At 72.3% G+C, this 24,124-nt stretch carries 19 protein-coding genes and 1 pseudogene; 7 read left to right on the top strand and 13 right to left on the bottom strand.

Features of this window, described 5'->3' with window-relative positions; translation table 11 throughout:
• Positions 1-43: 43 nt before the first annotated feature.
• Positions 44-1,267, bottom strand: a complete 1,224-nt coding sequence (gene urtA, locus ACQEVC_RS22605) for an urea ABC transporter substrate-binding protein (protein ID WP_432880745.1) — start codon at positions 1,265-1,267, stop codon at positions 44-46.
• A gap of 193 nt (positions 1,268-1,460) precedes the next feature.
• On the opposite strand from urtA, the pseudogene ACQEVC_RS22600 reads away from it, so the two are divergent.
• From ACQEVC_RS22600 to ACQEVC_RS22590, 3 genes and pseudogenes are all read left to right on the top strand, one after another.
• Positions 1,461-1,970: pseudogene (locus tag ACQEVC_RS22600) on the top strand (PadR family transcriptional regulator); the annotation flags it as partial.
• A 185-nt stretch (positions 1,971-2,155) separates the two neighbouring features.
• On the top strand, positions 2,156-2,848 hold the full coding sequence (locus tag ACQEVC_RS22595; protein WP_432880742.1) for an ABC transporter ATP-binding protein: 693 nt from the start codon (positions 2,156-2,158) through the stop codon (positions 2,846-2,848).
• Positions 2,845-5,187: an FtsX-like permease family protein gene (locus tag ACQEVC_RS22590; RefSeq protein WP_432880739.1), complete on the top strand. Its 2,343-nt coding sequence runs from the start codon at positions 2,845-2,847 to the stop codon at positions 5,185-5,187. Before ACQEVC_RS22595 ends, ACQEVC_RS22590 begins: the two co-directional genes overlap by 4 nt.
• A 157-nt stretch (positions 5,188-5,344) precedes the next feature.
• On the opposite strand, the gene ACQEVC_RS22585 is transcribed toward ACQEVC_RS22590, so the two are convergent.
• From ACQEVC_RS22585 to ACQEVC_RS22575, 3 genes are all read right to left on the bottom strand, one after another.
• Positions 5,345-6,292: an acyl-ACP desaturase gene (locus ACQEVC_RS22585; RefSeq protein WP_432880736.1), complete on the bottom strand. Its 948-nt coding sequence runs from the start codon at positions 6,290-6,292 to the stop codon at positions 5,345-5,347.
• Between the two features lie 68 nt (positions 6,293-6,360).
• Positions 6,361-7,707, bottom strand: a complete 1,347-nt coding sequence (gene hisS / locus ACQEVC_RS22580) for a histidine--tRNA ligase (RefSeq protein WP_432880733.1) — start codon at positions 7,705-7,707, stop codon at positions 6,361-6,363.
• Positions 7,708-7,747: 40 nt separating this feature from the next.
• The gene (locus tag ACQEVC_RS22575; RefSeq protein ID WP_318397351.1) at positions 7,748-8,500 is read right to left on the bottom strand and encodes an MBL fold metallo-hydrolase; all 753 of its coding nucleotides are present in this window, start codon (positions 8,498-8,500) and stop codon (positions 7,748-7,750) included.
• Between the two features lie 327 nt (positions 8,501-8,827).
• On the opposite strand from ACQEVC_RS22575, the gene ACQEVC_RS22570 reads away from it, so the two are divergent.
• Together ACQEVC_RS22570 and ACQEVC_RS22565 are read left to right on the top strand one after the other, a co-directional pair.
• Complete coding sequence (locus ACQEVC_RS22570; protein ID WP_432880731.1) at positions 8,828-9,772, top strand: peptidylprolyl isomerase; 945 nt, start codon at positions 8,828-8,830, stop codon at positions 9,770-9,772.
• A gap of 64 nt (positions 9,773-9,836) precedes the next feature.
• On the top strand, positions 9,837-10,664 hold the full coding sequence (locus tag ACQEVC_RS22565) for a peptidylprolyl isomerase (RefSeq protein WP_432880728.1): 828 nt from the start codon (positions 9,837-9,839) through the stop codon (positions 10,662-10,664).
• 121 nt (positions 10,665-10,785) lie between these two features.
• Here the strand turns inward: ACQEVC_RS22565 and ACQEVC_RS22560 are convergent, their stop codons facing one another.
• From ACQEVC_RS22560 to ruvC, 8 genes are all read right to left on the bottom strand, one after another.
• A complete protein-coding gene (locus ACQEVC_RS22560) occupies positions 10,786-13,443 on the bottom strand; it encodes a RelA/SpoT family protein (protein ID WP_432880725.1) in 2,658 nt (885 codons plus the stop codon).
• Positions 13,444-13,613: 170 nt separating this feature from the next.
• Positions 13,614-14,177 carry an adenine phosphoribosyltransferase gene (locus tag ACQEVC_RS22555; protein WP_432880722.1) on the bottom strand — a complete coding sequence of 188 codons (564 nt, stop codon included), beginning with the start codon at positions 14,175-14,177 and terminating at the stop codon, positions 13,614-13,616.
• A 98-nt stretch (positions 14,178-14,275) separates the two neighbouring features.
• Positions 14,276-15,496: a protein translocase subunit SecF gene (gene secF, locus ACQEVC_RS22550; RefSeq protein ID WP_432880720.1), complete on the bottom strand. Its 1,221-nt coding sequence runs from the start codon at positions 15,494-15,496 to the stop codon at positions 14,276-14,278.
• Between the two features lies 1 nt (position 15,497).
• Entirely contained in the window at positions 15,498-17,399 is a 1,902-nt protein-coding gene (gene secD / locus ACQEVC_RS22545; protein WP_432880717.1) for a protein translocase subunit SecD, read from the bottom strand.
• Between the two features lie 249 nt (positions 17,400-17,648).
• On the bottom strand, positions 17,649-17,942 hold the full coding sequence (gene yajC / locus ACQEVC_RS22540; protein ID WP_346259739.1) for a preprotein translocase subunit YajC: 294 nt from the start codon (positions 17,940-17,942) through the stop codon (positions 17,649-17,651).
• A gap of 177 nt (positions 17,943-18,119) precedes the next feature.
• Complete coding sequence (gene ruvB / locus ACQEVC_RS22535; protein ID WP_432880714.1) at positions 18,120-19,187, bottom strand: Holliday junction branch migration DNA helicase RuvB; 1,068 nt, start codon at positions 19,185-19,187, stop codon at positions 18,120-18,122.
• Positions 19,184-19,786 (bottom strand): Holliday junction branch migration protein RuvA, encoded by a 603-nt coding sequence (ruvA, locus tag ACQEVC_RS22530; protein WP_432880711.1) that lies wholly within the window; start codon positions 19,784-19,786, stop codon positions 19,184-19,186. The genes ruvB and ruvA overlap by 4 nt, the downstream gene beginning before the upstream one ends.
• Positions 19,783-20,391: a crossover junction endodeoxyribonuclease RuvC gene (ruvC, locus tag ACQEVC_RS22525; protein WP_432880708.1), complete on the bottom strand. Its 609-nt coding sequence runs from the start codon at positions 20,389-20,391 to the stop codon at positions 19,783-19,785. The genes ruvA and ruvC overlap by 4 nt, the downstream gene beginning before the upstream one ends.
• A gap of 213 nt (positions 20,392-20,604) precedes the next feature.
• Between ruvC and ACQEVC_RS22520 the strand changes: the two genes are divergently transcribed.
• Both ACQEVC_RS22520 and ACQEVC_RS22515 read left to right on the top strand, forming a co-directional pair.
• Positions 20,605-21,456 carry a 3-hydroxybutyrate dehydrogenase gene (locus ACQEVC_RS22520; protein ID WP_432880706.1) on the top strand — a complete coding sequence of 284 codons (852 nt, stop codon included), beginning with the start codon at positions 20,605-20,607 and terminating at the stop codon, positions 21,454-21,456.
• Positions 21,457-21,474: 18 nt separating this feature from the next.
• Positions 21,475-23,427 (top strand): helix-turn-helix domain-containing protein, encoded by a 1,953-nt coding sequence (locus ACQEVC_RS22515; RefSeq protein ID WP_432880703.1) that lies wholly within the window; start codon positions 21,475-21,477, stop codon positions 23,425-23,427.
• A gap of 87 nt (positions 23,428-23,514) precedes the next feature.
• On the opposite strand, the gene ACQEVC_RS22510 is transcribed toward ACQEVC_RS22515, so the two are convergent.
• Positions 23,515-24,123 (bottom strand): TetR/AcrR family transcriptional regulator, encoded by a 609-nt coding sequence (locus ACQEVC_RS22510; RefSeq protein ID WP_346259744.1) that lies wholly within the window; start codon positions 24,121-24,123, stop codon positions 23,515-23,517.
• Position 24,124 lies beyond the last annotated feature (1 nt).

The following is a 24,124-nucleotide window of genomic DNA, read 5'->3' as shown; positions in this document are numbered from 1 at the left end:
CCGGGCCGGTGCCCGGCGGTCGGTCGCGGTCGGTGCCCGCTGCTCAGGAGAGCCCGGCGGCCCACGGGTAGCCCTTCAGGTAGGGGTCGGGCTTGATCGGCTGGCCGGAGTTCCAGACCTCCTTGATCTGGCCGTCCGGCTGCACCAGCCCGATCCGGGCGGTCTTGAAGACGTGCTGGTTCTCGCCGTCGATGGTGACGGTCCCCTCGGGGGTCTCCAGCGCGATGCCGGCCGACGCCTTCTTCACCGCCTCGACGTCCACGCTGCCGGCCTTCTTGACGGCCTCCGCCCAGAGGTAGACGGCGTTGTAGCCGGCCTCCATCGGATCGGAGGTGACCTTGGTGGCGCCGTACCTGGCCTTGAACGCCTGCACGAAGGTGTCGTTCCGGGCCCCGGCGGTGGTCTGGTAGTAGTTCCAGGCGACCAGGTGCCCGGCCACGTTCTCCGGACCGATGCCGACGACCTCCTCCTCGGCGACGCTGACCGAGACGGTCGGCATCGCCTCGGCGCTGATGCCGCTGCTGCGGAGCTGCTTGAAGAAGGCGACGTTGCTGTCCCCGTTCAGGGTGTTGAAAACCGCGTCCGGCTTGGCCTGCTGGAGCTTGTTCACCACCGTGCTGTACTCGGTGTGCCCGAGCGGGGTGTACTCCTCGCCGAGCACGGTCATCCCGTTCGCCGCCGCGTACGCCTTGATGATCTTGTTTGCGGTACGCGGGAAGACGTAGTCGCTGCCGACCAGGAAGATGGTCTTCTTGCCCTGCTCCTTCAGGTAGTCCAGGCCGGGCACGATCTGCTGGTTGGTGGTCGCCCCGGTGTAGAAGATGTACGGCGAACTCTCCAGCCCCTCGTACTGGACCGGATACCAGAGCAGCGCCTTGTTGCGCTCGAAGACCGGCAGCATCGCCTTGCGGCTGGCCGAGGTCCACCCGCCGAAGACGGTGGCGACCCGGTCGGCGGAGATGAGCTTCTGCGCCTTCTCGGCGAAGGTCGGCCAGTCCGAGGCGCCGTCCTCGACGACGGGTTCGAGCTTCTTGCCGAGTACGCCGCCGGCCGCGTTGATCTCTTCGATGGCGAGCAGTTCGGCATCCCGTACGGTCACCTCGCTGATCGCCATGGTGCCGCTCAACGAGTGCAGGATGCCGACCTTGATGGTGCTTCCACTGCCAGCACCCGACGCCGTCGTCGGATCTTCGGCACATCCGCCCACGGCCAGCACCATCGCCGCCGCGGCCAGCATGACCAGCCGTTCCCGTACGCCTCGTGGCATCCGCCTCCCCTTTCACCGAGGACTGCTGCGTAGTGCCACGAACCGTAGGAATGAAGGATTTCATGAATCTGAGTGCATCGATGTCTGTCGTGTTAACGAACCCTCACAACGCAGATCGATCATCGGAGCCACGGAGCCGGTACACACCCCGGCTATACATACGGTGTATACGCGTGGTGTAGAGTTCCCGGGCATGTCGATCGGACAGACTTTCCTGGGCCTCCTCGAGGCCAGCCCCCGGCACGGTTACGAGCTGAAACGGGTCTACGACGAACGGTTCGGCCAGGGCCGCCCGCTGCACTACGGACAGGTCTACTCGACGCTGGCCCGGCTGCTGAAAAGCGGTCTGGTCTCCGTCGACGGGGTGGAGCCCGGCGCCGGCCCGGAGCGCAAGCGCTACGCCATCACCGCGGCCGGGGTCACCGACGTGCGGCGCTGGCTGGCCCAACCCGAGAAGCCCGACGCCTACCTGCAGAACACCCTCTACGCCAAGGTGGTGCTCGGGCTGCTCACCGGTCGGGACGCCGCCGACATCCTGGACGTGCAGCGCGCCGAACACCTGCGGCTGATGCGTACCCTGACCCGGCGCAAGGCCGACGGTGACCTCGCCGACCAGCTCATCTGCGACTTCGCGCTCTTCCACCTGGAGGCCGATCTGCGGTGGCTGGAGCTGACCGCCGCCCGCCTGGACCAGCTCGCCGCCACGCTCGCCACCAGCACACCTGCGGCGCGGACCGACACAGCGGCAGCGCGGGCCGAACCAGTGGCGCCGCAGGCCGACGCAGCGGCAGCGCCGACCGAACCAGTGGCGCCGCAGGCCGACGCCGCAGCGCCGCAGGGCGAGGCAGCCGCGCAGCCCGGCGGTCCGACCGGACGCGAGGTGCCGGCATGAGCACCGGGGAACAGCCGCTGCTGGCGGCGGTCGCGCTGCACAAGGCGTACGGGACGACTCCGGCGCTCGACGGGGCGAGCCTGGCGATCCGGGCCGGCGAGGTGGTGGCCGTGATGGGTCCCTCCGGCTCGGGCAAGTCGACCCTGCTGCACTGCCTGGCCGGGATCGTCCGGCCGGACGCCGGTGCGGTGCGCTACCGCGACCGGGAACTCTCCGCCATGTCGGACGCCGAGCGCAGCGCCCTGCGCCGCAGCGAGTTCGGCTTCGTGTTCCAGTTCGGCCAACTGGTGCCCGAACTGACCTGCCTGGAGAACGTCGCGCTGCCGCTGCGGCTGGACGGGGTACGCCGCCGCGAGGCCGAGCGCCGGGCGGCGGAGTGGCTGGCCCGCCTCGAGGTCACCGACGTGGCCGGGCAGCGCCCCGGCGAGGTCTCCGGCGGGCAGGGGCAGCGGGTCGCGGTGGCCCGGGCCCTGGTCACCGCCCCCCGGGTGATCTTCGCCGACGAGCCGACCGGTGCGTTGGACTCGCTCAACGGCGAGCAGGTGATGCGGCTGCTCACCGGGGCGGCCCGGGAGGCCGGCGCCGCCGTCGTACTGGTCACGCACGAGCCGCGGGTCGCCGCGTACGCCGATCGGGAGGTCGTGGTGCGGGACGGCCGCACCCGCGAGACCGTGCTGGCGGACCGGTGAGCCGGCATCGCACCACCGGGTGGGCGGCCGACCTGGCCCTCGGTGCCCGGCTGGTCTTCGCCGGTGGCCGCAACGGGCTGATCCGGACCCTGATGACCGCCCTCGGGGTGGGCCTCGGGGTGGCACTGCTGGTGACCACCACCTCCGTCTCCACCATGCTGGACGGGCGGTCGGAGCGGACCGCCGCCCGCGACGACCAGTTCATCGGTGCCGACCAGCCGCCGCCCGGCGACCGGACCCTGCTGGTCACGGCGGCCGACACCGTCTACCGGGACGACGCGATCCGGGGCCGGCTGCTCCAGCCGGACGGCGCGCATCCGCCGGTACCCCCGGGGCTGACCCGGCTGCCCGGCCCCGGTGAGCTGGTGGTCTCCCCCGCGCTGGCCCGGCTGCTCGACTCGCCGGACGGGGCGCTGCTCCGGCCCCGGCTCGACCATCCCGTCGTCGGCACCATCGCCGACCAGGGCCTCTCCGGCCCCAACGAGTACGCCTACTACCTCGGCACGGACCAGCTCCGGCCGGGCGGTGGCACGCTGCGGATCGACCACTTCGGTGCCGAGTCCACCTCCGAGGGGCTCGACCCGGTGCTGATGCTGCTCGTCCTGATCATCTTCGTGGTGCTGCTGCTGCCGATCGCGGTCTTCATCGCCGCCGCCGTACGCTTCGGCGGCGAGGCCCGGGACCGACGCCTCGCCGCACTCCGGCTGGTCGGCGCGGACGCGGTGACGACCCGCCGGGTCGCGGCCGGCGAGGCGCTGGTCGGCGCGCTCTTCGGACTGCTCGGCGGTGCGGTCTTCTTCCTGCTCGGCCGGCAACTCGTCGAACGGGTCACGCTGGAGGGGATCAGCGTCTTCGCCGGGGACGTCCGGCCCAGCCCGGCGCTCGCCGTACTGATCGTGCTGGCGGTGCCGGCGGTCGCCGTCGCGGTCGCCCAGCTCGCGCTGCGCCGGATCGTCGTCGAACCGCTCGGCGTGGTACGCCGGTCCGCCAACCGCCGACGCCGGCTCTGGTGGCGGTTGACCCTGCCGATCGTCGGCATCGCGCTGCTCGCCCCGCTGCGCGGCGGGATCGACCAGACCGGTGGCCCGGTCAACCAGGCTCAGGTGATCACCGGAGTGGTGCTGCTGCTGGTCGGGGTCGCCGCGCTGCTGCCCTGGCTGGTCGAGGCCGTGGTCCGCCGGCTGCGCGGCGGCAGCGTCTCGTGGCAGCTCGCCATCCGCCGTCTACAGCTCGACAGCGAGTCCTCGGCCCGGATGGTGAGTGGGGTCGCGGTCGCGGTGGCCGGCGCGATCGCCCTGCAGATGCTCTTCGCCGGAGTCCAGCACGCCTATGTCCGGGCCACCGGCCAGGACGTCAGCCGGGCCCAGACGATGGTGCTGATCCGCGGCGGGCTCGGCGGAGCCGACGCCGGCTCGCTGGCCGAACGGTTCCGGACCGTACCGGGGGTCGACGCGGTGGTCGGCGTCCTCGACACCACGGTGACGCCGGTCGGTTCGGCGCCCGACGAGTACGGCGAGCGGCCGGCGACCCTGCTGCGGATCGCGGACTGTGCGGCGCTGCGCGAACTCGCCAGCCCGGACCGCTGCGTGGACGGCGACATGTTCCGGATCGTCGACGAGCAGTCACCGGAGCAGGCGAGCCAGCCGGCACCCGGGCAGGAGGTGGAGATCGGCTTCCGGAACCCGGAGAACACCACCCGGTGGACCGTCCCGACCAGTCTGCGGACCGTACCGGGCCGCACCGACCCGGCCGGCAACCAGTTCACCGGCCTGCTCGCCACCCCGGGTGCGCTCGACCCGACCACGCTGCGCGGGCTCGGCGGCAGGGTCTACCTCGGCATGGACCTGGCCAACCCCGACACCATCGAACTGGTCCGCAACGTGGCGGCCGGATTCGGTCCGGCGGCCGACGTGCAGACGCTGCGCGCCACCGAGGAGGTCAGCCGGTTCGGCCAGATCCGCCGCGGGCTCTACGTCGGGGTGATCGCCACCCTGCTGCTGCTCGGCGCCAGCCTGCTGGTGGGCATCCTGGAGCAGTTGCGGGAACGGCGCCGGTCGCTCGCCGTACTGGTGGCGTTCGGCACCCGGCGCGGCACGCTGAGCGCCTCGGTGCTCTGGCAGACCGCCGTACCGGTGCTGCTCGGCCTGGCCCTGGCGATCGTGCTGGGTACGGCGCTCGGCGGCATCCTGCTGACCCTGGTCAGCCAGCCCGTACGCCTCGACTGGCCCAGCATCGGCACCATGTCCGGGATCGCGGCCGGCGTCGTCCTGCTGGTGACGGGGGCGAGCCTGCCGGTGCTGTGGCGGTTGCTCCGGCCGACCGGGCTCCGCACGGAATGACTCGGTTGCTCCGGCCGACCGGGCTCTGCACGGAACGACCACGACCGGGCAGGTCTGGCGCTGGGGATGGTTCCCCGCGGTCGACCGGCTCTGACCCGGCCCGGTTCCGGAGTGAGTGCTCCCGGGACCGGGCCGCCCCCTCCCCGGTGTGGGTCCGTCAGGCCCCGGCCCGGCGGGCCAGCCTGGCGTCCCGCTTCTCCTCGAAGCGGGCCGCCGCCCGGTCCAGCCCGTCGAGCTGCGCCGCCAACTGCTCGCGGGCGGCCTCGCCGTCGGAGTCCAGGCCGGTGACGTTCCAGACGTCCCACTGCCGCAGCACCGGCAGCAGCACGTCGTCGCGATGCTGGCGCAGGTCGTAGATCCCGGCCATGGCCATCGCCACCGACTTGCGGGCGAAGCCCTCGATGCCGTTGCCGGGCATCTGGAAGTCGGCCACCACGTCGGCGACCGCCCGCATCGCCTGGCCCGGTGCCAGTTCGAAGGCGGCGCCGAGCAGGTTGCGGTAGAAGACCATGTGCAGGTTCTCGTCCGCGGCGACCCGGGCGAGCAGTTGTTCGCAGCGCGGGTCGCCGGTGACCCGGCCGGTGTTGCGGTGCGAGATCCGGGTGGCGAGTTCCTGGAACGAGACGTACGCCAGCGAGTGCAGCACCTCGTCGTCGTGCGCGTTGTCGTAGCCGGCGGACATGTGTGTCATCCGGGCCCGCTCCAGCGCCACCGGGTCGACCGCCCGGGTCACCGTGAGGTAGTCCCGGATCGCCGTGCCGTGCCGCCCCTCCTCGGCAGTCCACCGGTGCACCCAGGTCCCCCAGGCGCCGTCCCGACCGAAGAGCGTCGCGATCTGGTGGTGGTACGACGGCAGGTTGTCCTCGGTCAGCAGGTTGACCACCAGCGCGGTCCGGGCCACCTCGGGCACCGTGCTGTCCTCGGGCGCCCACGCCTCGCCGTCGAGGATCCCGTCGAAGGTCCGCCCCTCACCCCACGGCACGTACTCGTGCGGGAACCACTCCTTGGCCACCCGGAGGTGCCGGTCGAGATTGTCCGCGACGACCGGCTCCAACTCGATCAGCAGGGCGGTCTGGCTGAGCGGTGCGGTGGGGGTGACGGTCACGGGCTCTCCCTACGCCGGCGTAAGTTACGTTCGCGTAGGTTACGGCCGTCACCCCCGGTCAGGCAAGATCAGCCCACCGTCGGCCAGAGGTCCGCCGCCGGCGGCTGCCAGACGTCCGACGCCGCCGCCACCTGGTCGCCGGAGCGGATGTCCTTCACCTCGTCGCCGACCCCGTCCACGCCCGGGAACCAGACGTACGGGATGCCGCGCCGCTCGGCGTACCGGATCTGCTTGCCGAACTTCGCCGCCGACGGCGACACCTCGGTCGGGATGCCCCGGCGGCGCAGCGCGTCGGCGATCCGGTTGCTCTCCGGCCGGCGCTCCTCGGCCGCCAGCGCCACCAGCACGCAGGTCGGCACGCTACGGGAGATCGTCAACGCCTCCGCGCCGAAGAGCAGCCCGAGCAGCCGGGTGACCCCGATCGAGATGCCCACTCCCGGGAACCGGGCGTTGGCATCGCTGGCGAGATTGTCGTACCGGCCGCCGGAGCTGACCGAGCCGAACCGTTCGTACCCGCGCAACTGGGTCTCGTAGACCGTACCGGTGTAGTAGTCCAGGCCCCGGGCGATGCGCAGGTCGGCCACGCAGAGCCCGGGGGCGTGCGCGACCGCGTTCTCCATCACCGCGACCAGCTCGGCCAGCCCCTCGTCCAGCATCGGGTCGGTCACCCCGAGCCCGCGCACCGCGTCGGCGAAGGACGGATCCGCTGTGGCGATCTCGGCCAGCGCCAGGCACGCCTTGGCCTGCGCCTCGGTCGCCCCGGCGGTCTCGGCCAGCAGCGCCGCCACCCGGTCCGGCCCGATCCGGTCCAGCCGGTCCAGCGCGCGCAGCGCCGCCAGCGGGTCGGCCAGCCCGACCCCCCGGTAGAAGCCCTCCAGGATCTTGCGGTTGTTGACCTGGATCGTGATCGGCAGCCGCCCGTCGGCGCCGCCGATCGGCAGGCCGCCGAGCGCGTCGCCGATCACCAGCGGAATCTCGGCCTCGTGGTGCGGCGGCAGGGTGTCCCGGTCCACGATGTCGATGTCGGCCTGGAGGAACTCCCGGTAGCGCCCCTCCTGCGGGCGCTCCCCCCGCCACACCTTCTGGATCTGGTAGCGCCGGAACGGGAACTGGAGCCGGCCGGCGTTCTCCAGCACGTACCGGGCGAACGGCACCGTCAGGTCGAAGTGCAGTCCCAGGGTGCCCTCGCCGGCCCCCGCCGGCCCCTCCTCCTGGAGGCGGCTGATCAGGTAGACCTCCTTGGAGGTCTCACCCTTGCGCAGGAGCTGCTCCAGCGGCTCGACGGCGCGGGTCTCCAGCGGCGCGAAGCCGTACAGCTCGAAGGTGCGGCGGATCCGCTCCAGCACGTACTGCTCGATCATCCGCTGCGGCGGGGTCCACTCCGGGAAGCCGGAGATCGGTGTTGGCTTGCTCATGACGCTCCTGTCGGGTCTCGCGCCAACGCGCGAGCGGGGATTACCAGCCCCGGGTGGGCGCGACCCGCGGCCCGTCGAGATCGGCGACCTCGATCAGGTACGGGTTGCTCGCCCGCTCGCGGCCGATGCTGGTCGCGGGGCCGTGGCCGGGCAGCACGACGGTGTCGTCGGCGAGCGGGAGGATCTTCTCCCGCAGGCTCCGCACCATGGTCGGCAGGCTGCCGCCCGGCAGGTCGGTGCGGCCGATCGACCCGGCGAAGAGCACGTCGCCCGCCAGGCAGATCTGCTCCGCCGCCCAGTCCACCCCGGGTGGAAGGGGCAGGTCGGACCGGACGGCCGGGCCCGCGCCCGGCAGCCGGAACAGCACCGACCCGCCGGTATGGCCCGGCGCGTGGTCGACGGTGATCTCCAACCCGGCCAGTGCCAGGGTCGCCCCGTCGGTCAACTCGGCCACCTCCTCCGGCTCGGCGTACGGCAGCCGGCCGCCGAAGAGCTGGGCGAGGTCCATCGAGAGCGCCTTGGCCGGGTCGGCGAGCAGTTCGCGGTCGCCCGGATGCACGTACGCCGGAATGCCCCGGGCGCCGCAGACCGGCGCGACCGAGAAGGTGTGGTCGAGATGACCGTGGGTCAACAGCACGGCGGCCGGCCGCAGCCGATGCTCGGCCAGCAGATCGTCGAGCCGGTCCAGCACCCCGACACCGGGGTCGACGACGACACACTGTTCCCCGGGCGCGGTGGCCACCACATAGCAGTTGGTGCCGAAGGCGTCCGCGGGGAAGCCGGCGACGAGCACGTCCGCTCCTCCCATCCGACGGTCTCAGTAGCGTTTTGGCCCTCAGGTCTCAATGTCAGTTTCGACCCCACCATATCGGGGCGGCCCGCCTGAGCGACCGCCCATATACACCTGCCACAGGAGGCGCCAGCAGACGCAGTGATAATCTCCGATGGTTTCGGGGTGACCTCGTACAACACTTTCCCAGCGGTTACCCGTACACTCTGGCGGGCGTGTGGCGTGGCGCACTTGACGCCGGGGCGGCGGATCATGCCGTGGCCAGGACGACCGCCGGCACGGCGACCTGAGGTAAGACGACGACCAGGGCACATGGAAAGGGGAGCGCGGGTGGCTTCCAGCAGAGACCGGCAGCGCAAACTCGCGCGGGCCAAGCTCGACCGGCAGATGGCCCGCCGGGCGGCCGCCGCCCGGCGCAAGCGACAGATCCGGGCCGGTATCGGCTCCGCCGTCGCGCTGCTGCTGATCGTGCTGGGCTCGTTCTGGGCGCTCGGCGGTTTCGACCGTGACCCGGCCGACGACGCCGCCGCCCCCGAGACGTGCGCCTGGACCACCCAGGACGCCCAGGCGAACACGAACCTGAAGGACGTCGGCAGCCCGCCCACCCGGGACCTGCCCACCACCGGCACCCGGCCGATGACGATCACCACGAACCAGGGCGCCCCGGTCACCGTCGAGCTGGACCTGGCGAACGCACCGTGCGCGGCGGCCAGCTTCAGCCACCTGGCCGGGCAGTCGTTCTTCGACAACACCAAGTGCCACGAGCTGACCACCGAGGGAGCGCTGCGCTGCGGCGACCCGAGCGGTACCGGCCAGGGCGGCCCGACGTACACGTTCTTCAGCGAGAACACCCCGGACGCGCCGACGCCGAGCCCGTCCGCCGACCCGTCGGCCAGCGCGAGCCCGTCCCCCAGCCCGACCGCGACCACCCCCGCCGCGCCGCTCTACCCGGTCGGCACCGTCGCGATGATCGGCAACCCGCCCGGGGCCAACGGCAGCCAGTTCCTGATCTTCTTCAAGGACTTCAGCCCGGCCCAGCCCAGCTACCCGATCGTCGGCCGGGTGACCGGCGGGCTCGACGTGATCAAGAAGATCGGCGCCATGGAAACCGTGGACAATGGTTCCGGCGTCAAAATCAAGCCGAAGACCGACGTGGTGATCCAGAGCCTCACCGTCGGTGAGCCGGCGTCGGCCGACCCGACGGCGGTACCGTCGGCGGCGACCCCGACGCCGACCGTGCCGTCGGCCAGCCCGACGGTCGCCGGACAGTCCTGAGAACCGCAGAGACCAGCCCAGCCGCGGACCCGGCCGCGCTGCACATAGTCCAGGAGGAGCCACCGTGACGTCCACCAGAGAGCGGCAGCGCGCCGCGGCGCGGGCCAAGCTGGAACGGGAGATGGCCGAGCGCGCCGCCGCCGCCCGCAAGCGCCGGCAAGTGCAGGCCAGCATCGGCGCGGGGGTGGCGTTGCTGCTGGTGGTCGCCGGCTCGGTGTGGCTGGTGATGAGTCTCGGCGACGACAACGACGCCTCGACCGAGGCGGGCGCGGCCACCTGCGCCTGGACCGACATCCCGGCCGAGCAGCGCAACGCGGCGACCAAGGACGTCGGGCTGCCGCCGACCTCGGTGAAGAACACCGGCAGCCAGACGATGACGATCGACACCAACCTCGGTCCGATCACCGCCAAGGTCAACCTGGCCGACGTGCCCTGCACCGCCGCCAGCTTCACCCACCTCGCCGAGAAGAAGTTCTTCGACAACACCAAGTGCCACCGGCTGGTCACCCAGGGCCTCCAGGTACTCCAGTGCGGCGACCCGAGCGTCACCGGCGACAAGTGGAAGGAGACCGACGGCACCGGCGGGCCGACCTACCGGTTCGCCGAGGAGAACCTGCCGACGGACAAGCGGCCGCCGTACCCGGCCGGAGTGATCGCGATGGCGAACTCGGGGCAGCCGGGCAGCACCGGCAGCCAGTTCTTCATCGTGTACGGCGACTCGCAGCTGCCCGCCTCGTACACCGTGCTAGGCACCGTCACCCAGGGCCTGGACCTGGTCGCCCAGGTCGGCGCGGCCGGTGACGACGGCGCCTTCGCGCAGCAGGCCGGTGGCGGCCACCCGAAGAAGGAAGTCCTGATCAAGTCGCTGACCATGAGCGCCCCGGTCGGCTGAGACCGGCCCGGTAGTCAGCACGGCGCCGCGCCGCCCCGTCGAGGGGTGGCGCGGCGCTGTTCTTGTCGTTCGTGAGGGTGTGCGTGCGGCGTCGGCCCGCCTTACCGGCCTCCGGGACGGCTCAGGCGCCCGAGGTGACCCGGTAGGCGTCGAAGACGCCGTCGACCTTGCGTACGGCGGCGAGCAGGTGCCCCAGGTGCTTGGGGTCGGCCATCTCGAAGCTGAACCGGCTGACCGCCACCCGGTCCCGCGTGGTGGTCACCGTCGCGGAGAGGATGTTGACCCGCTCGTCGGAGAGCACCCGGGTCACGTCCGCGAGCAGCTTGTGCCGGTCGAGCGCCTCGACCTGGATCGCGACCAGGAACGTCGAGGCCGAGGTCAGCCGCCAGCTCACCTCGACGACGCGCTCGGTCTGCGCTCTGAGGTCCTCGGCGTTCGCACAGTCGTCCCGGTGCACGCTCACCCCGCCGGAGCGGGTCACGAAGCCGAAGACCGTGTCCGGCGGCACCGGAGTGCAGCAGCGGGCCAGCTTGATCCAGACGTCGCTGACCCCCCGGACCACCACGCCCGGGTCGTTGCTGTTGCCCCGGCGCTGCGGGCGGGTGGCGACCGCGGTCTCGGCGAGGTCCTCGGCGGCCCCCTCCTCACCGCCGTAGCCGGCCATCAGCTTCTGCACCACGGACTGTGCGGAGACCTGGCTGTCGCCGACCGCGGCGTAGAGCGAGGCGACGTCGGCGAGGTGCAGGTCGCGGGCGATGGTCATCAGGTTGTCCGTGGTCAGCATCCGCTGCAACGGCATGCCCTGCTTACGCATCGCCTTGACGATCGCGTCCTTGCCGGCCTCGATCGCCTCCTCGCGGCGCTCCTTGTTGAAGTACTGCCGGATCTTCGTCCGGGCCCGTGGGCTCTTGACGAAGCCCAGCCAGTCCTGGGTCGGGCCGGCGGTGTCGGACTTCGAGGTGAAGATCTCGATCACGTCGCCGTTGGAGAGCGTCGACTCCAACGGCACCAGCTTGCCGTTCACCCGCGCACCGATGCACTTGTGCCCGACCTCGGTGTGCACCGCGTACGCGAAGTCCACCGGCGTCGAGGCGGTCGGCAGCGGGATCACGTCGCCCTTGGGCGTGAAGACGTAGACCTCCTGGCTGGACAGGTCGAAGCGGAGCGCGTCGAGGAACTCGCTCGGGTCGGCCGCCTCACGCTGCCAGTCCAGCAACTGCCGCAGCCACGTCATCTCGTCGATGTGGGCCGGCGGGCCGACGATCGTCTCGCCCTTCTTCTCCTTGTACTTCCAGTGCGCGGCGATGCCGAACTCGGCCGTACGGTGCATCGCGTACGTGCGGATCTGCATCTCGACCGGCTTGCCGCTCGGGCCGATGACCGTGGTGTGCAACGACTGGTACATGTTGAACTTCGGCATCGCGATGTAGTCCTTGAACCGGCCCGGCACGGGCTGCCAGTTCGCGTGGATCACACCGAGGGCCGCGTAGCAGTCCCGCACCGTGTCGACCAGGATGCGCACGCCGACCAGGTCGTAGATGTCGTTGAAGTCCCGACCCCGGACGATCATCTTCTGGTAGATCGAGTAGAGGTGCTTGGGGCGACCGGTGGTCTCCGCCTTGATCTTGGCGGAGCGGAGGTCGACCTGCACCTTCTGGGTCACCTGCCGTAGCAGCGCCTCACGCTGCGGCTGGTGCTCCCCGATCAGCCGGTTGATCTCCTCGTAGCGCTTGGGGAAGAGGTTGGCGAAGGCCAGGTCCTCCAGCTCCCACTTGATCGTGTTCATACCGAGCCGGTGCGCCAGCGGCGCCAGGATCTCCAACGTCTCCTTGGCCTTCTGCTCCCGCTTGGCAGGAGGCAGGAAGGTCAGGGTACGCATGTTGTGCAGCCGGTCGGCCAGCTTGATGACCAGCACCCGCGGGTCCTTGGCCATCGCCACGACCATCTTGCGGATCGTCTCCGCCTTGGCCGCGTCACCCAGCTTGACCTTGTCCAGCTTGGTGACGCCGTCGACCAGCAGCGCGACCTCGGCCCCGAAGTCGGCGCGCATCTGGTCGAGCCCGTAGTCGGTGTCCTCGATGGTGTCGTGCAGCAGCGCGGCGACCAGGGTGGTGGTGTCCATCCCGAGGTTGGCCAGGATGGTGGCGACCGCCAGCGGGTGGGTGATGTAGGGGTCACCGGATTTGCGGTACTGCCCGGAGTGCCACCGGGCGGCCATGTCGAAGGCGCGTTGCAGCAGCCGCGCGTCCGCCTTGGGGTGCGACGCGCGGTGTGTCGCGATCAGCGGCTCCAGCACCTCGCTCACCTGCGGGGTCTGCCAGGGCGCGTTGAACCGGGCCAGCCGGGCTCGGACCCGGCGCCCGGTCGGCGCGTTGGCCAGGGCGAAGCTCGTCGCGGGCGGCTGCGGAGCCCCGCCCGCCATTCCGGCGAACTCGGCGGTCGCGCCAGCCCCGACGGTGGCACCGACGCCGGCCGGCACGGCCGGTACGACGGTGGGACCGCCGAGCGGTCCGGCAGCCGGAGCGGCGGCATCGGCCTGGCTGCCGGCGGCCGGCTGGGCCGCGAGCGGTCGCGTCACCCCACCGGCCCGACCGGGCCCGGTCTGGGCCTGCTCGGCGGCGGCCGTCGGCTCCACGGGCCCGGAGAGACCACCAGGACGAGTGGGTCCGCCGGCCGGGGACTGGGCGCCACCGGCGCTGGTCGTGACGTCGGCAGGAGTATCAGCCTCGTTGGTGGGATGCACCATGCCCTCCGCCGGAGGGGCGACATCGGAAGACACCGGCCTCCTCAACACTTCGCCGGGAATGACCCGACCGTAGCCGGTCGAGCCGGTCCTACGCCAGTCACGGGCATGTCGCCCGGGCCAGCCACGAAGGGCAATCGTACCCGCCCGGACAACCTGGTGACCGTCCTCCGGACGTACGGCGCGGTCGACCGGTCACCGGGGGGCTAAACGGTCAACAGGGCATGAACCGACCGGGGCGCGAGCCGCTCGCGACCGTTCAGAAAGCCCAGCTCCATCAACACGCTGAACCCGGCCACCGTGCCGCCGGCCCGCTCGACCAGGTCCAGGGTGGCCTGCGCCGTCCCGCCGGTGGCGAGTACGTCGTCGACCACCAGGACCCGGTGTCCGGCCGTGAACGCGTCCTGGTGCACCTCCAGGGTGGCCTCGCCGTACTCCAGGGCGTACGAGGCGGCGTACGCGGCCCGGGGCAGCTTGCCGGCCTTGCGTACCGGCACCACCCCGACCCCGGTGGCGTACGCGATCGCGGCGGCCACCACGAAGCCGCGCGCCTCGATCCCGACCACCACGTCGAACGAGTCCCGCCCGTGGTGGGCGACGATGTCGTCGATCACCGCCCGGAACGCGGCACCGTCGGCGAACAACGGCATCAGGTCCTTGAACACGATGCCGGGTTTCGGGAAGTCGGGCACGTCCAGTACCCGGCTGGCCACCAACTGCGCGGTGACCGGGCCGCTGTCGCCGCGTACCTCGGTCGGGGTCTCCGTCACACTGCGTCCTCTCCGGGCAAAGGCGCCCGACGCGCCGCCTGGGCGGCGCGTCGGGCGCCTTTCGATCCGTTCGTCCGGCTCAGTGCCGCTTGTCCGGCTCAGCGCCGCTTGCCACCGGGCCGGTTGCCGCCGGAGCGACCGCCTCGGGCGCCACCGGACCGCTTGCCCGACGGCCGGGAGCCGACCTTCGGCGCCGACCCGGCCAGCGCGGTCGCCTCGGCCGCCGGCACCGGAGCCTCCTCGGCCGGCTGGTCGGCCGGCCGCTCCTCGGCCGGCCGGGCCTGGCCGGGCTGCCGGGCGGGGCGACGCGTGGCGGAGCCGTCCCGGCCACCGCCGGCCCGGCGGGCCAGCACTCGCTGGGTGTGCTGCCGGATCCGCGGCTCCCGCTCCTTCAGCGACACCAGCAGCGGCGTGGAGAAGAAGATCGACGAGAAGAACGCGGCGCCCATACCGACGAAGAGCACCAGGCCGAGGTCCTTCAGCGTGCCGGCACCGAGCAGTCCGGCACCGATGAAGAGCAGGCCACCGACCGGCAGCAGGGCGACCACCGAGGTGTTGATCGACCGCATCAGCGTCTGGTTCAGGGCCAGGTTGGCCGCCTCGGGGTACGTCTGGCTGCTGCCACCGGTGATGCCCCGGGTGTTCTCCTGGATCTTGTCGAAGACCACCACGGTGTCGTAGAGCGCGAAACCGAGGATGGTGAGGAAGCCGACGACGGTCGACGGGGTCACCTCGAAGCCGACCGCCGAGTAGATGCCGGCGGTGAGCAGCAGGTCGAGGGCGAGACCGGAGACCGCCGCGATAGCCATCCGCAGCTCGAACCGGAGCACCAGGTAGCCGGTGACCAGCACGAGGAAGATCACCAGACCGATCAGCGCCCGCTGGGTGATCTGGGCGCCCCAGGCCGCGCTGACCCGGTTGTCGCTGATGTCGTTGACCGGGATGCCCAGCTCCTGCGCGACCGCCGTCCGTACGTCGGTGGCCTGCTGCTGGTCGAGCGGCGACGTCCGGAACAGGTAGGTGGTGTCGCCGACCTGTTGGCTGGAGACCACCTCGGCCGGCCCGTCCGGGGTCGACTCGTCGGCGAGCGCGTTGTGCACCGCCTCCTCGGCCCGCTGCATGGTGCCGACCGAGGTCGGCACCTGGAACTCGTTGCCGCCCCTGAACTCGATGCCGAGGGTGAAGCCCTGGATCACGAAGCTCAGCACGGTCAGCAGCACCAGGCCACCGCAGATGCTGAACCACAGCTTGCGGCGGGGGACGATCGCGAGACCGGCCTCACCGCGGTACAAGCGGCTGGCGAGCCCACTCCTGCTCATCTCAGGCCTCCTTCACGCGGGTCTTGCCGGTCGTCGGCGCCTCGTCGTCGTCCCCGGTATGCAACGCCCGACCCAGCCCGCTGACCCGCGGCGACAGGAATGCCGGGGTACGCGCGAACATCGTCATGATCGGATGCCGGAACAGGAAGACGACCACCAGATCGAGGATGGTGGCCAGGCCCAGCGCGAAGGCGAAGCCCTGCACCGTGCCGACCGAGACGAGGTAGAGCACCACGGCGGCCATGATCGAGATGGCGTTCGCCGAGATGATCGTCCGCCGGGCCCGGGCCCAGGCGCGGGGTACCGCGCTGCGCGGGCTGCGCCCCTCCCGGATCTCGTCTTTCAGACGTTCGAAATAGATCACGAAGGAGTCGGCGGCGACACCCAGCGAGACGATGAAACCGGCGATTCCGGCCAGCGTCAGGGTGAAGCCGATCTGGCGGCCGAGCAGCACCAGCGCGCCGAAGACCAGGATGGCCGAGAGGACCAGGCTGAGGAAGATCACCGAGCCGAGCAGCCGGTAGTAGAAGAAGGCGTAGATGATCACCAGGAGCATGCCGATGCCGGCGGCCAGCAGGCCGGCCCGCAGGTGCTCGGTGCCGAGCGTGGCGGTGATGTTCTGCGCCTCCTGCGGCTGGAAGGTCAGCGGCAGGGCACCGTAGCGGAGCTGGCTGGCCAGCTCGTTCGCGCTGGCGTTGGTGAAGCTGCCGGTGATCTGGGAGTCACCGGTCAGCACGCCCTGGATCTCCGGCGCAGAGATGATCTGGTTGTCCAGCACCACCGCGACCCGGCACCGGCCCTCGTCGCCCAGGGCCGCCTGGTCGCACTGGCTGTCGGTGTTGTTGTACGCCTCGCGGGTCAGGTTGGTCCACTTGCTCTGGCCGTCGCCGGTGAAGTCCAGGCTGACCACGTACTGGCTGCTGGTCTGGTCGAGCACCCCGTCGGCGTCCTCGACGTCGGTCCCCTCCACCTTGGCGACGTCCAGCAGGTTCTTCTGCTGGTCACTCCCGCAGGCGACCACCTGCTCGCCCGACTCCTTGATCGAGCCGGGCGGCCGCTGGTCGAGCTTCTCGCAGGTGATGGTCGGTACGTTGAACTGGACGCCGGCCGGCAGGACCCGGATCTCCTGCGGGGTCAGGTCGGCGAACGGCTTGAGCTTCTCGGCGAGCGCCGGGTCCGCGCTGAAGTCCGCCGGCGCCTGGAGCGCGGTGGCGGCGGCCCATGCCTCGGCACCGACCTTCTGCTCCACCGCCGCGCGCTGCGCCGCCAGGGTCTGGTCGGCCGGAGCCGCCGGGGCGGCGCTGGCCGAGGCGCTCGGTGCCGGCGAGGCGCTGCCGCTCGGCGTGGGCGTGGGGGCCGGAGCGCCGCCGCCCTGTCCACCGCCGGCACCCGGCGACGAGGTCACCGCCGGAGACGGGCTGCCGGACGGGCTGGCGCTGCCGGAGGGAGCCGGGCTGCCGGACGGGGCCGGGCTGGCCGTCGGCGCGGCGTTGACCGGACCGCCACCGTCGACGGTCTTGAGCACCTTGCGGAACCGCAGCTCGGCCGGGGTGCCGACGTCGTTGAGGTCGGCGTTCTGACCCGGCACCGAGATCACGATGTTGCGGTTGCCCTCGGTGACCACCTCGGCCTCGGCGACACCGCGGCCGTCCACCCGGTTCTGGATGATCTGCCGGGCCCTCTCCAGGGAGCTGGCGGGGGGCGCCTCGCCGGCCTCGGTGGCCGCTTCCAGGGTCATCCGGGTGCCGCCGACGAGATCCAGGCCGAGCTTCGGCTCAAGCCGGTCCATCCAGCTGCCCTTGGCCCCAGCGGCGAAGAACACCAGAAGGTAGAGGACGGTGAAGATCAACCCGAGCACGGCCAGTTGCCGCCCGGGTCGCATCTGTCCCTGAGGTGGTGCCACGGCTTTCCTGTCTCCCTGCGCGGTTCGGCCGCTAGTGGTGGGCGGCGGGTCGGAGGCCGGCGGAGTCCGGCGACATGCGTACCGCACCGGTGGGGGTCCCACCGGCCCGTCGATCCATTATCTTCGATGCCAACCCTGCCCCGTCGGGCGGGGTCGGTCGTTGAACCTTTTCAACCTGAACCGCGCGGCACCCACGCACCGCAGCCGACCCTGCGGTCCGCCGGACCGCAAGGTGAGGTTGGAAAAGGTTCATTCCTTCGCGTCGACCTCTTCCGGCACCGACTCGACCCGCTCCACCTTCTGGACGACCCGGGCGATCGCCGGCCGCGCGTACCGCGTCTGCACGCCGGGCGCCACCTCGAGCATCACGGTCTCGTCGTCCACGCTGGTGACGGTGCCGTAGAGCCCGCCGATGGTGACCACCTCGTCGCCGGGGCCGATCGAGGACTGCATCTGCTCGGCCTCGCGGCGCCGCTTCTGCTGCGGCCGGATCATCATGAAGTACATGACGACGAAGAGCAGGACAATCATGAGGAGCGGCATGAAACTCCCGGCTCCGCCGCCGCTCGCTGCTGCCAAAGGCACTGTTACGACCTTCCCATCGGCCTCGTCGCGGCATGAGCATGCCGGAGCGGAGGCAGGAACTCACGTCCTGTACAAACGCGGCGAGTCTAGTCCCTGCACCTGAGAACACCGAATGCGGCACAGATCACGAACGAATCACACCTCCTGGGACCCTGCGGAGAAGAGGTCGGGCACCGCGGGCCCGCTCGAACCAAATGTACCATTTGGCGGATTGCGCCCCAAGTGTCGCCAAGCGGCCTCGGTGGCCACCCGTCCCCGGGGCGTACGGGCCAACAGACCGGCCCGGACCAGGAAGGGCTCGCAGACCTCCTCGACGGTGTCCGGCTGCTCCCCCACCGCCACCGCCAGGGTCGACAACCCCACCGGGCCGCCCCGGAACGAGTCGACCAGCGCGATCAACACCGCCCGGTCCAGCCGGTCCAACCCCAGTTCGTCCACGTCGTAGACCCGCAGCGCCGCCCGCGCGGTCTCCCGGGTCACCGTCCCGTCCGCCCGGACCTCGGCGAAGTCGCGTACCCGCCGGAGCAGCCGGTTGGCGATCCGGGGCGTACCCCGGGACCGGCCGGCGATCTCCGCCGAACCGCCCTCGGTGATCGGCACCCCCAGGATCCGCGCCGACCGCTGGAGCAGCACGTCCAGCTCGTCCGCGGAGTAGAAGTCGAGGTGCGCGACGAAGCCGAACCGGTCCCGCATCGGGCCGGTCAACAGCCCGGACCGGGTGGTCGCGCCGACCAGGGTGAACGGCTCGACGTCCAGCGGGATCGCGGTCGCGCCCGGCCCCTTGCCCACCACCACGTCGACCCGGAAGTCCTCCATCGCGCTGTAGAGCAGTTCCTCGGCCGGCTTGGCGATCCGGTGGATCTCGTCGATGAAGAGCACGTCGCCCTCGGCCAGGCTGGTCAGGATCGCGGCGAGGTCACCGGAGCGCTCGATCGCCGGACCGCTGGTCACCCGGATCCCCGCGCCCAGCTCGGCGGCGACGATGTTCGCCAGGGTCGTCTTACCCAAGCCGGGCGGGCCGGAGAGCAGGATATGGTCCGGCGGGCTGCCCCGGCCCATCGCGCCGCGCAGCAGCAGGTCGAGCTGGTCACGTACCCGATGCTGGGCGATGAAGTCGGCGAGCCGCTTCGGGCGTACGGTGACCTCGGCGTCCCGCTCGGCGTCGTCCGCGTACGCCGAGACGAGCCCCTCGGGGTCGGTCATCGGGTCCTGCCCAGCAGTCGGATCGCCTGCTTCAACAGGACCGGCACCGGCGGGGCCGCACCGTCGATCGTCTCCGCCACCGCCGCCACCGCCTGGTCGGCCTGGGACGCCGTCCAGCCCAGCCCGACCAGCGCCTGCCGCACCTGCTCCGGCCAGGCTCCGCCGGTCACCCCCGCCGCGCCGTCCGGGCCGACCGGGACCGGGCCGATCCGGTCGCGCAACTCCAGCACCAGCCGCTCGGCCCCCTTCTTACCGATCCCGGGCACCCGGGTCAGGGTGCCGGTGTCGCCGCTCGCGATCGCCTTGCGCACCACGTCGGGGGCGTGCACGGCGAGGACCGCCTGGGCGAGCCGGGGGCCGACCCCGCTGGCGGTCTGGAGCAACTCGAAGAGCTGCTTCTCGTCGTCGTCCGCGAAGCCGTAGAGGGTCAGCGAGTCCTCCCGGACCACCAGGCTGGTGGCGAGCCGGGCCGGCGAGCCGACCCGCAGTCCGGCCAGGGTGCCCGGCGCGCACTGCACCGCCAGCCCCACCCCGCCGACCTCGATCACCGCGCCGTCCGGGGACAGCCCGGCGACCACGCCCCGGACGCTCGCGATCATCCCGTTCCTCCCTGTCGCTTCGCGCCCGGCCGGGCGGCCCGCCGGGGCGCACCGGGACGGGCGCCGTCCCGGGACGTGGCCGCCGCCGTGCGCTGCCGGGCCGCGCTGGCCGCCTCCGCGATCCTCGCCCGGGTGCCGCCGCGCCAGATGTGGCAGATCGCCAGCGCCAGCGCATCGGCGGCGTCGGCCGGCCGGGGCGGCTCGGCCAGCCGCAGCAGCCGGGTGACCATCGACATCATCTGCGCCTTGTCCGCCTGGCCGGAACCCGTGACCGCCGCCTTGACCTCGCTCGGGGTGTACGTCTGCACCGGCAGCCCGGCCCGGGCCCCGGCCAGCACCGCCACCGCGCTGGCCTGCGCGGTGCCCATCACCGTCCGCACGTTGTGCTGGCTGAAGACCCGTTCCACCGCCACACTCTGCGGCTGGTGCTCGGCCACCAGCCGGGTCAGCTCGGTGTCCAGGCGCAGCAGGCGCAGCGGCAGCTCGTCGGCCGGGTCGGTGTAGACGACGTAGTAGGCCACCAGGGTGCACGGCCGGCCGGGCACGCCCTCGACCACGCCGACCCCGCACCGGGTCAGCCCCGGGTCGACGCCCAGCACCCGCACGCCGCCCCCTCCCCGTGCCGCAGCACGTACGTGTGTTCGACACCCTACTGGCCTGGGCCGGAGCCGGAAACGTCGACACGCCCGTACCCGATCATCAGACCCCGGGCCCGGCCGGCGCCGTCCGGGTGCCGCAGCCCGCCACATAGGCCGGTACCGGAGTATGTGGCCGCCGCCCATGTGCCGCCGCCCGGTTGGCTCGTAGCTTTTTCGGCCATGACGGTAGAACCCGGTCGGGACGACCAGGCCGCGCGACGGCGGCAGCAGGAGGCCGGGGCGCCGGGCGCGACCGGCGCCGGTCGGAGCCTTCCGCAGGTCGTCCGGCTCGACCTGTCCGGGCGGACCGCCCTGGTCACCGGCGGTGCCAGCGGCATCGGCCGGGCCTGCGCCGTCCGGCTCGCCGCGGCCGGCGCGACGGTGACCGTGCTGGACCGGGACGCCGACCGGGCCGAGGCGGTCGCCGCCGAGATCGGCGGTCGGGCGCTCGGGCTGGACCTCGCCGATCCCGGCGCCGCCGACCGGATCGATCCCGAGCTGGACATCGTGGTCAACAACGCCGGGCTGCAACACGTGGCGCCGGTCGACGAGTTTCCGCCGGAACGCTTCGACCACCTGCACCGGGTGATGGTGACGGCGCCCTTCCTGATCGTCCGGCGCGCGCTGCCGCACATGTACGCCCGCCGGTGGGGCCGGATCGTCAACATCTCCTCGGTGCACGGGCTGCTCGCCTCGCCGTTCAAGTCGGCGTACGTCTCCGCGAAGCACGCCCTGGAGGGGCTGTCGAAGGTGGTCGCCCTGGAGGGGGCGGCGCACGGCGTGACGGCCAACTGCGTCAACCCGGCGTACGTCCGGACACCGCTGGTCGAGGGGCAGATCGCCGCGCAGGCGAGCGCGCACGGCATCGCCGAGACCGAGGTGGTGGAGCGGATCATGCTGGCCCGGGCGGCGATCAAGCGGTTGATCGAGCCGGAGGAGGTCGCCGAACTGGTCGCCTATCTCTGCTCCCCCGCCGCGTCCTTCCTCACCGGCGCCTCGATCCCCCTCGACGGGGGCTGGACGGCGAACTGACCCGGTGCCTCCCGCAGAATGAACCCCGTGTCCTCGCCGATCGAGTTTCTGGAGCTCCTCGCCCGGGAGGCCGCTCCGGTCGAGTTCGAGGGGCCGCTGGTGGCCGCCCGGGCGGCCGGGGTCCCCGCCGACCGGCTCGCCGAACTGGAGGCGGCCAAGGTGGTGGCGCTGCGGGTACGCGCCCTGCTGGAGCGGCGGCGGCGCCGCGAGGCGGAACTCTCCGGCCTGTACGACACCGCCAGCGACCTCGCCGGGCTGCGCGACTCGGACGACGTACTGCGGGCGATCGTGCACCGGGCCCGGCACCTGCTCGGCACCGACGTGGCGTACATGACGCTGGTCGACGACGACCGGGGCGACACGTACATGCGGGTCACCGACGGCTCGATCTCGGCGCGGTTCCAGGGGCTGCGGCTGCCGATGGGCGCCGGACTCGGCGGGCTGGTGGCGCAGACCGGCAGCCCGTACGCGACCGCGAACTATCCGGAGGACGCCCGGTTCCACCACACCGGGGAGATCGACGCCGGGGTCGGCGAGGAGGGGCTGGTCGCCATCCTCGGGGTGCCGCTGCGGCTCGGCTCCCGGGTGATCGGGGTGCTCTACGCCGCCAACCGGTCGGCCCGGCCGTTCGCCCGGGAGGAGGTGTCGTTGCTGCTCTCCCTGGCCGCGCACGCCGCGGTGGCGATCGACACCGCCCGGCTGCTCGCCGAGACCCGGGCCGCGCTGGCGGAACTGTCGGCAGCCAACTCCACGATCCAGGCGCACAGCGCGTCGGTGGAACGGGCCGCCGCCGCGCACGACCGGATGACCTCGCTGGTGCTGCGCGGCGGCGGGGTGGAGGACGTGGCGGCGGCGGTGACCGAGGTGCTCGGCGGGGCACTGCTGGCGCTGGACGCCGAGGGCCGGACCCTGGCCCGGGTCGGCGAGATCGGCGAGCCGGACCGGGCCGCGCTTTCCGAGGCGGTGGTGGCGTCGCGTACCGAGGGGCGCAGCGTGCGCCGGGGCGACCTCTGGTACGCCGCCGTGGTCGCCGGTACGGAGAACCTCGGCGCCCTGGTCTCCCGCCCGGAGGAGGAGCTGGTCGACGCCGACCAGCGGATCCTGGAGCGGGCGGCGCTGGTCACCGCGCTGCTGCTGCTGTTCCGGCAGACGGTCGCCGAGGCGGAGGGACGGGTCCGGGGCGAACTGCTCGACGACCTGATCGCCCGGCCGGTACTCGACGTCGACGCGCTGCGCGGCCGGGCCCGCCGGCTCGGCGTGGACCTGGACGCCCCACACGTGCTCGTCGCGGTCGGCGACGACGCGATGGCCGGCAGTACCTCGGTGCGGCAGCGGGTCACCTCGTGGGCCAGCACGTACGCCTCGGCCCACGGCGGCCTGGCGGCGGCCCGGGACGGCCGGGCGGTGCTGATGTTGCCGGGCGGCGACGCCGGTGCGGCGGCCCGGACCGTGCTCCGGGACCTGTCCCGGGCGCTGGGCCGGCCGGTCACCGCCGGAGCGGGCGGGCCGGCGACCGGACCTGCCTCGCTGGCCGGTGCGGCCCGGGAGGCGGAGCGCTGCCTGACCGCGCTGCGCGCGCTGGGCCGGGCCGGCGAGGGTGCCAGCAGCGCCGAACTCGGCTTCGTCGGGCTGCTGCTGGGCGCGGTCGAGGAGGGCGGCGACCGGGAGGTGGCCCGGTTCCTGGTCGACACCGTCGGCCCGGTGGTGGACTACGACGCCCGCCGGGGGACCGCGCTGGTGAAGACCCTGGAGGCGTACTTCGGGGCCGGTGGCAGCCTGGCCCGGGCGGCGGAGGTGCTGCACGTGCACGTCAACACGGTGACCCAGCGGCTGGACCGGGTCGGGCAGCTACTGGGGCCGCAGTGGCAGAAACCCGAACGGGCACTGGAGGTGCAGCTCGCGCTGCGGCTGCACCGGCTGCGCGCCTCGTCCGGCCAGGGCACGGCGGACGGCCGGCCCGAACTACCCTGACGGCGCCGCCCGGCGCGCTGCTGTCCAGCGGGTGGCTCGCCCGGCGGACCCGCCGGGCGACGGGCGGACGCCGACCGGACCGGTGACTCAGCGGGCGGCGATGCCGGCGATAACCGCGTCGACGACCCGCGCCGGCAGGTCGCGCTCGTCCAGCTCGGGCTGGGCACGGAGCAGCCGCTGCATCAGCAGCGGGGCGGTGAGCAGCGAGAGGGTGAGCTCGACGTCGAGGTCGGCGCGCAGCTCGCCGAGGTCGATCCCCCGGCGCAGCACCTCGCGGATCATCCGCCGCCGCGGCTCGACCAGCTCCTGGTAGAGCCGGTACTGCTCCGGGCTGCGGCTGATCGTGGGCATCAGGCAGGGCATGATCTGCCGCATCCGGGGATCCGGGTTGTGCCCGGTGTTGCCGACCAGCGCGATCAGGTCCTCGCGGACGGACCGGCCGGGCGGTGGCGGCGGTGGCGGCTTCAGCCGGCGCAGCGCGTCCTGGAGCAGGGCCTCCTTGCCGGTCCAGCGCCGGTAGATGGTCGCCTTGCCCACGCCGGCCCGCGCGGCGATCGCCTCGATCGACAGCGTCTCGATGCTGCTGCCCTCGGCGAGCAGGTCGAGCGCCGCCTCCAGGATCGCCTCGTCCGCGCGGATGCTCCGCGGGCGTCCTGGCGCCCGCGGAGCATCCATCGTTTCGGTCACGTTAACCATT

This window comes from Plantactinospora sp. CA-294935 (assembly GCF_050936445.1).
Classification (GTDB): Bacteria; Actinomycetota; Actinomycetes; order Mycobacteriales; family Micromonosporaceae; genus Plantactinospora.
Note: the sequence above shows the minus strand (reverse complement) of the source record. Positions and strands in the feature narration are given on the sequence as shown.

Excerpts from the sequence above, each read along its gene's own strand:
- ruvA (WP_432880711.1), bottom strand. The coding sequence starts at position 19,786 with ATGATCGCGAGCGTCCGGGGCGTGGTCGCCGGGCTGTCCCCGGACGGC.
- hisS (WP_432880733.1), bottom strand. The coding sequence starts at position 7,707 with ATGAGCAAGCCAACACCGATCTCCGGCTTCCCGGAGTGGACCCCGCCG.
- yajC (WP_346259739.1), bottom strand. The coding sequence starts at position 17,942 with ATGCCGCTCCTCATGATTGTCCTGCTCTTCGTCGTCATGTACTTCATG.
- urtA (WP_432880745.1), bottom strand. The coding sequence starts at position 1,267 with ATGCCACGAGGCGTACGGGAACGGCTGGTCATGCTGGCCGCGGCGGCG.
- ACQEVC_RS22510 (WP_346259744.1), bottom strand. The coding sequence starts at position 24,123 with ATGGTTAACGTGACCGAAACGATGGATGCTCCGCGGGCGCCAGGACGC.
- ACQEVC_RS22515 (WP_432880703.1), top strand. The coding sequence starts at position 21,475 with ATGAACCCCGTGTCCTCGCCGATCGAGTTTCTGGAGCTCCTCGCCCGG.
- ACQEVC_RS22595 (WP_432880742.1), top strand. The coding sequence starts at position 2,156 with ATGAGCACCGGGGAACAGCCGCTGCTGGCGGCGGTCGCGCTGCACAAG.
- ACQEVC_RS22520 (WP_432880706.1), top strand. The coding sequence starts at position 20,605 with ATGACGGTAGAACCCGGTCGGGACGACCAGGCCGCGCGACGGCGGCAG.
- ruvB (WP_432880714.1), bottom strand. The coding sequence starts at position 19,187 with ATGACCGACCCCGAGGGGCTCGTCTCGGCGTACGCGGACGACGCCGAG.
- secF (WP_432880720.1), bottom strand. The coding sequence starts at position 15,496 with ATGAGCAGGAGTGGGCTCGCCAGCCGCTTGTACCGCGGTGAGGCCGGT.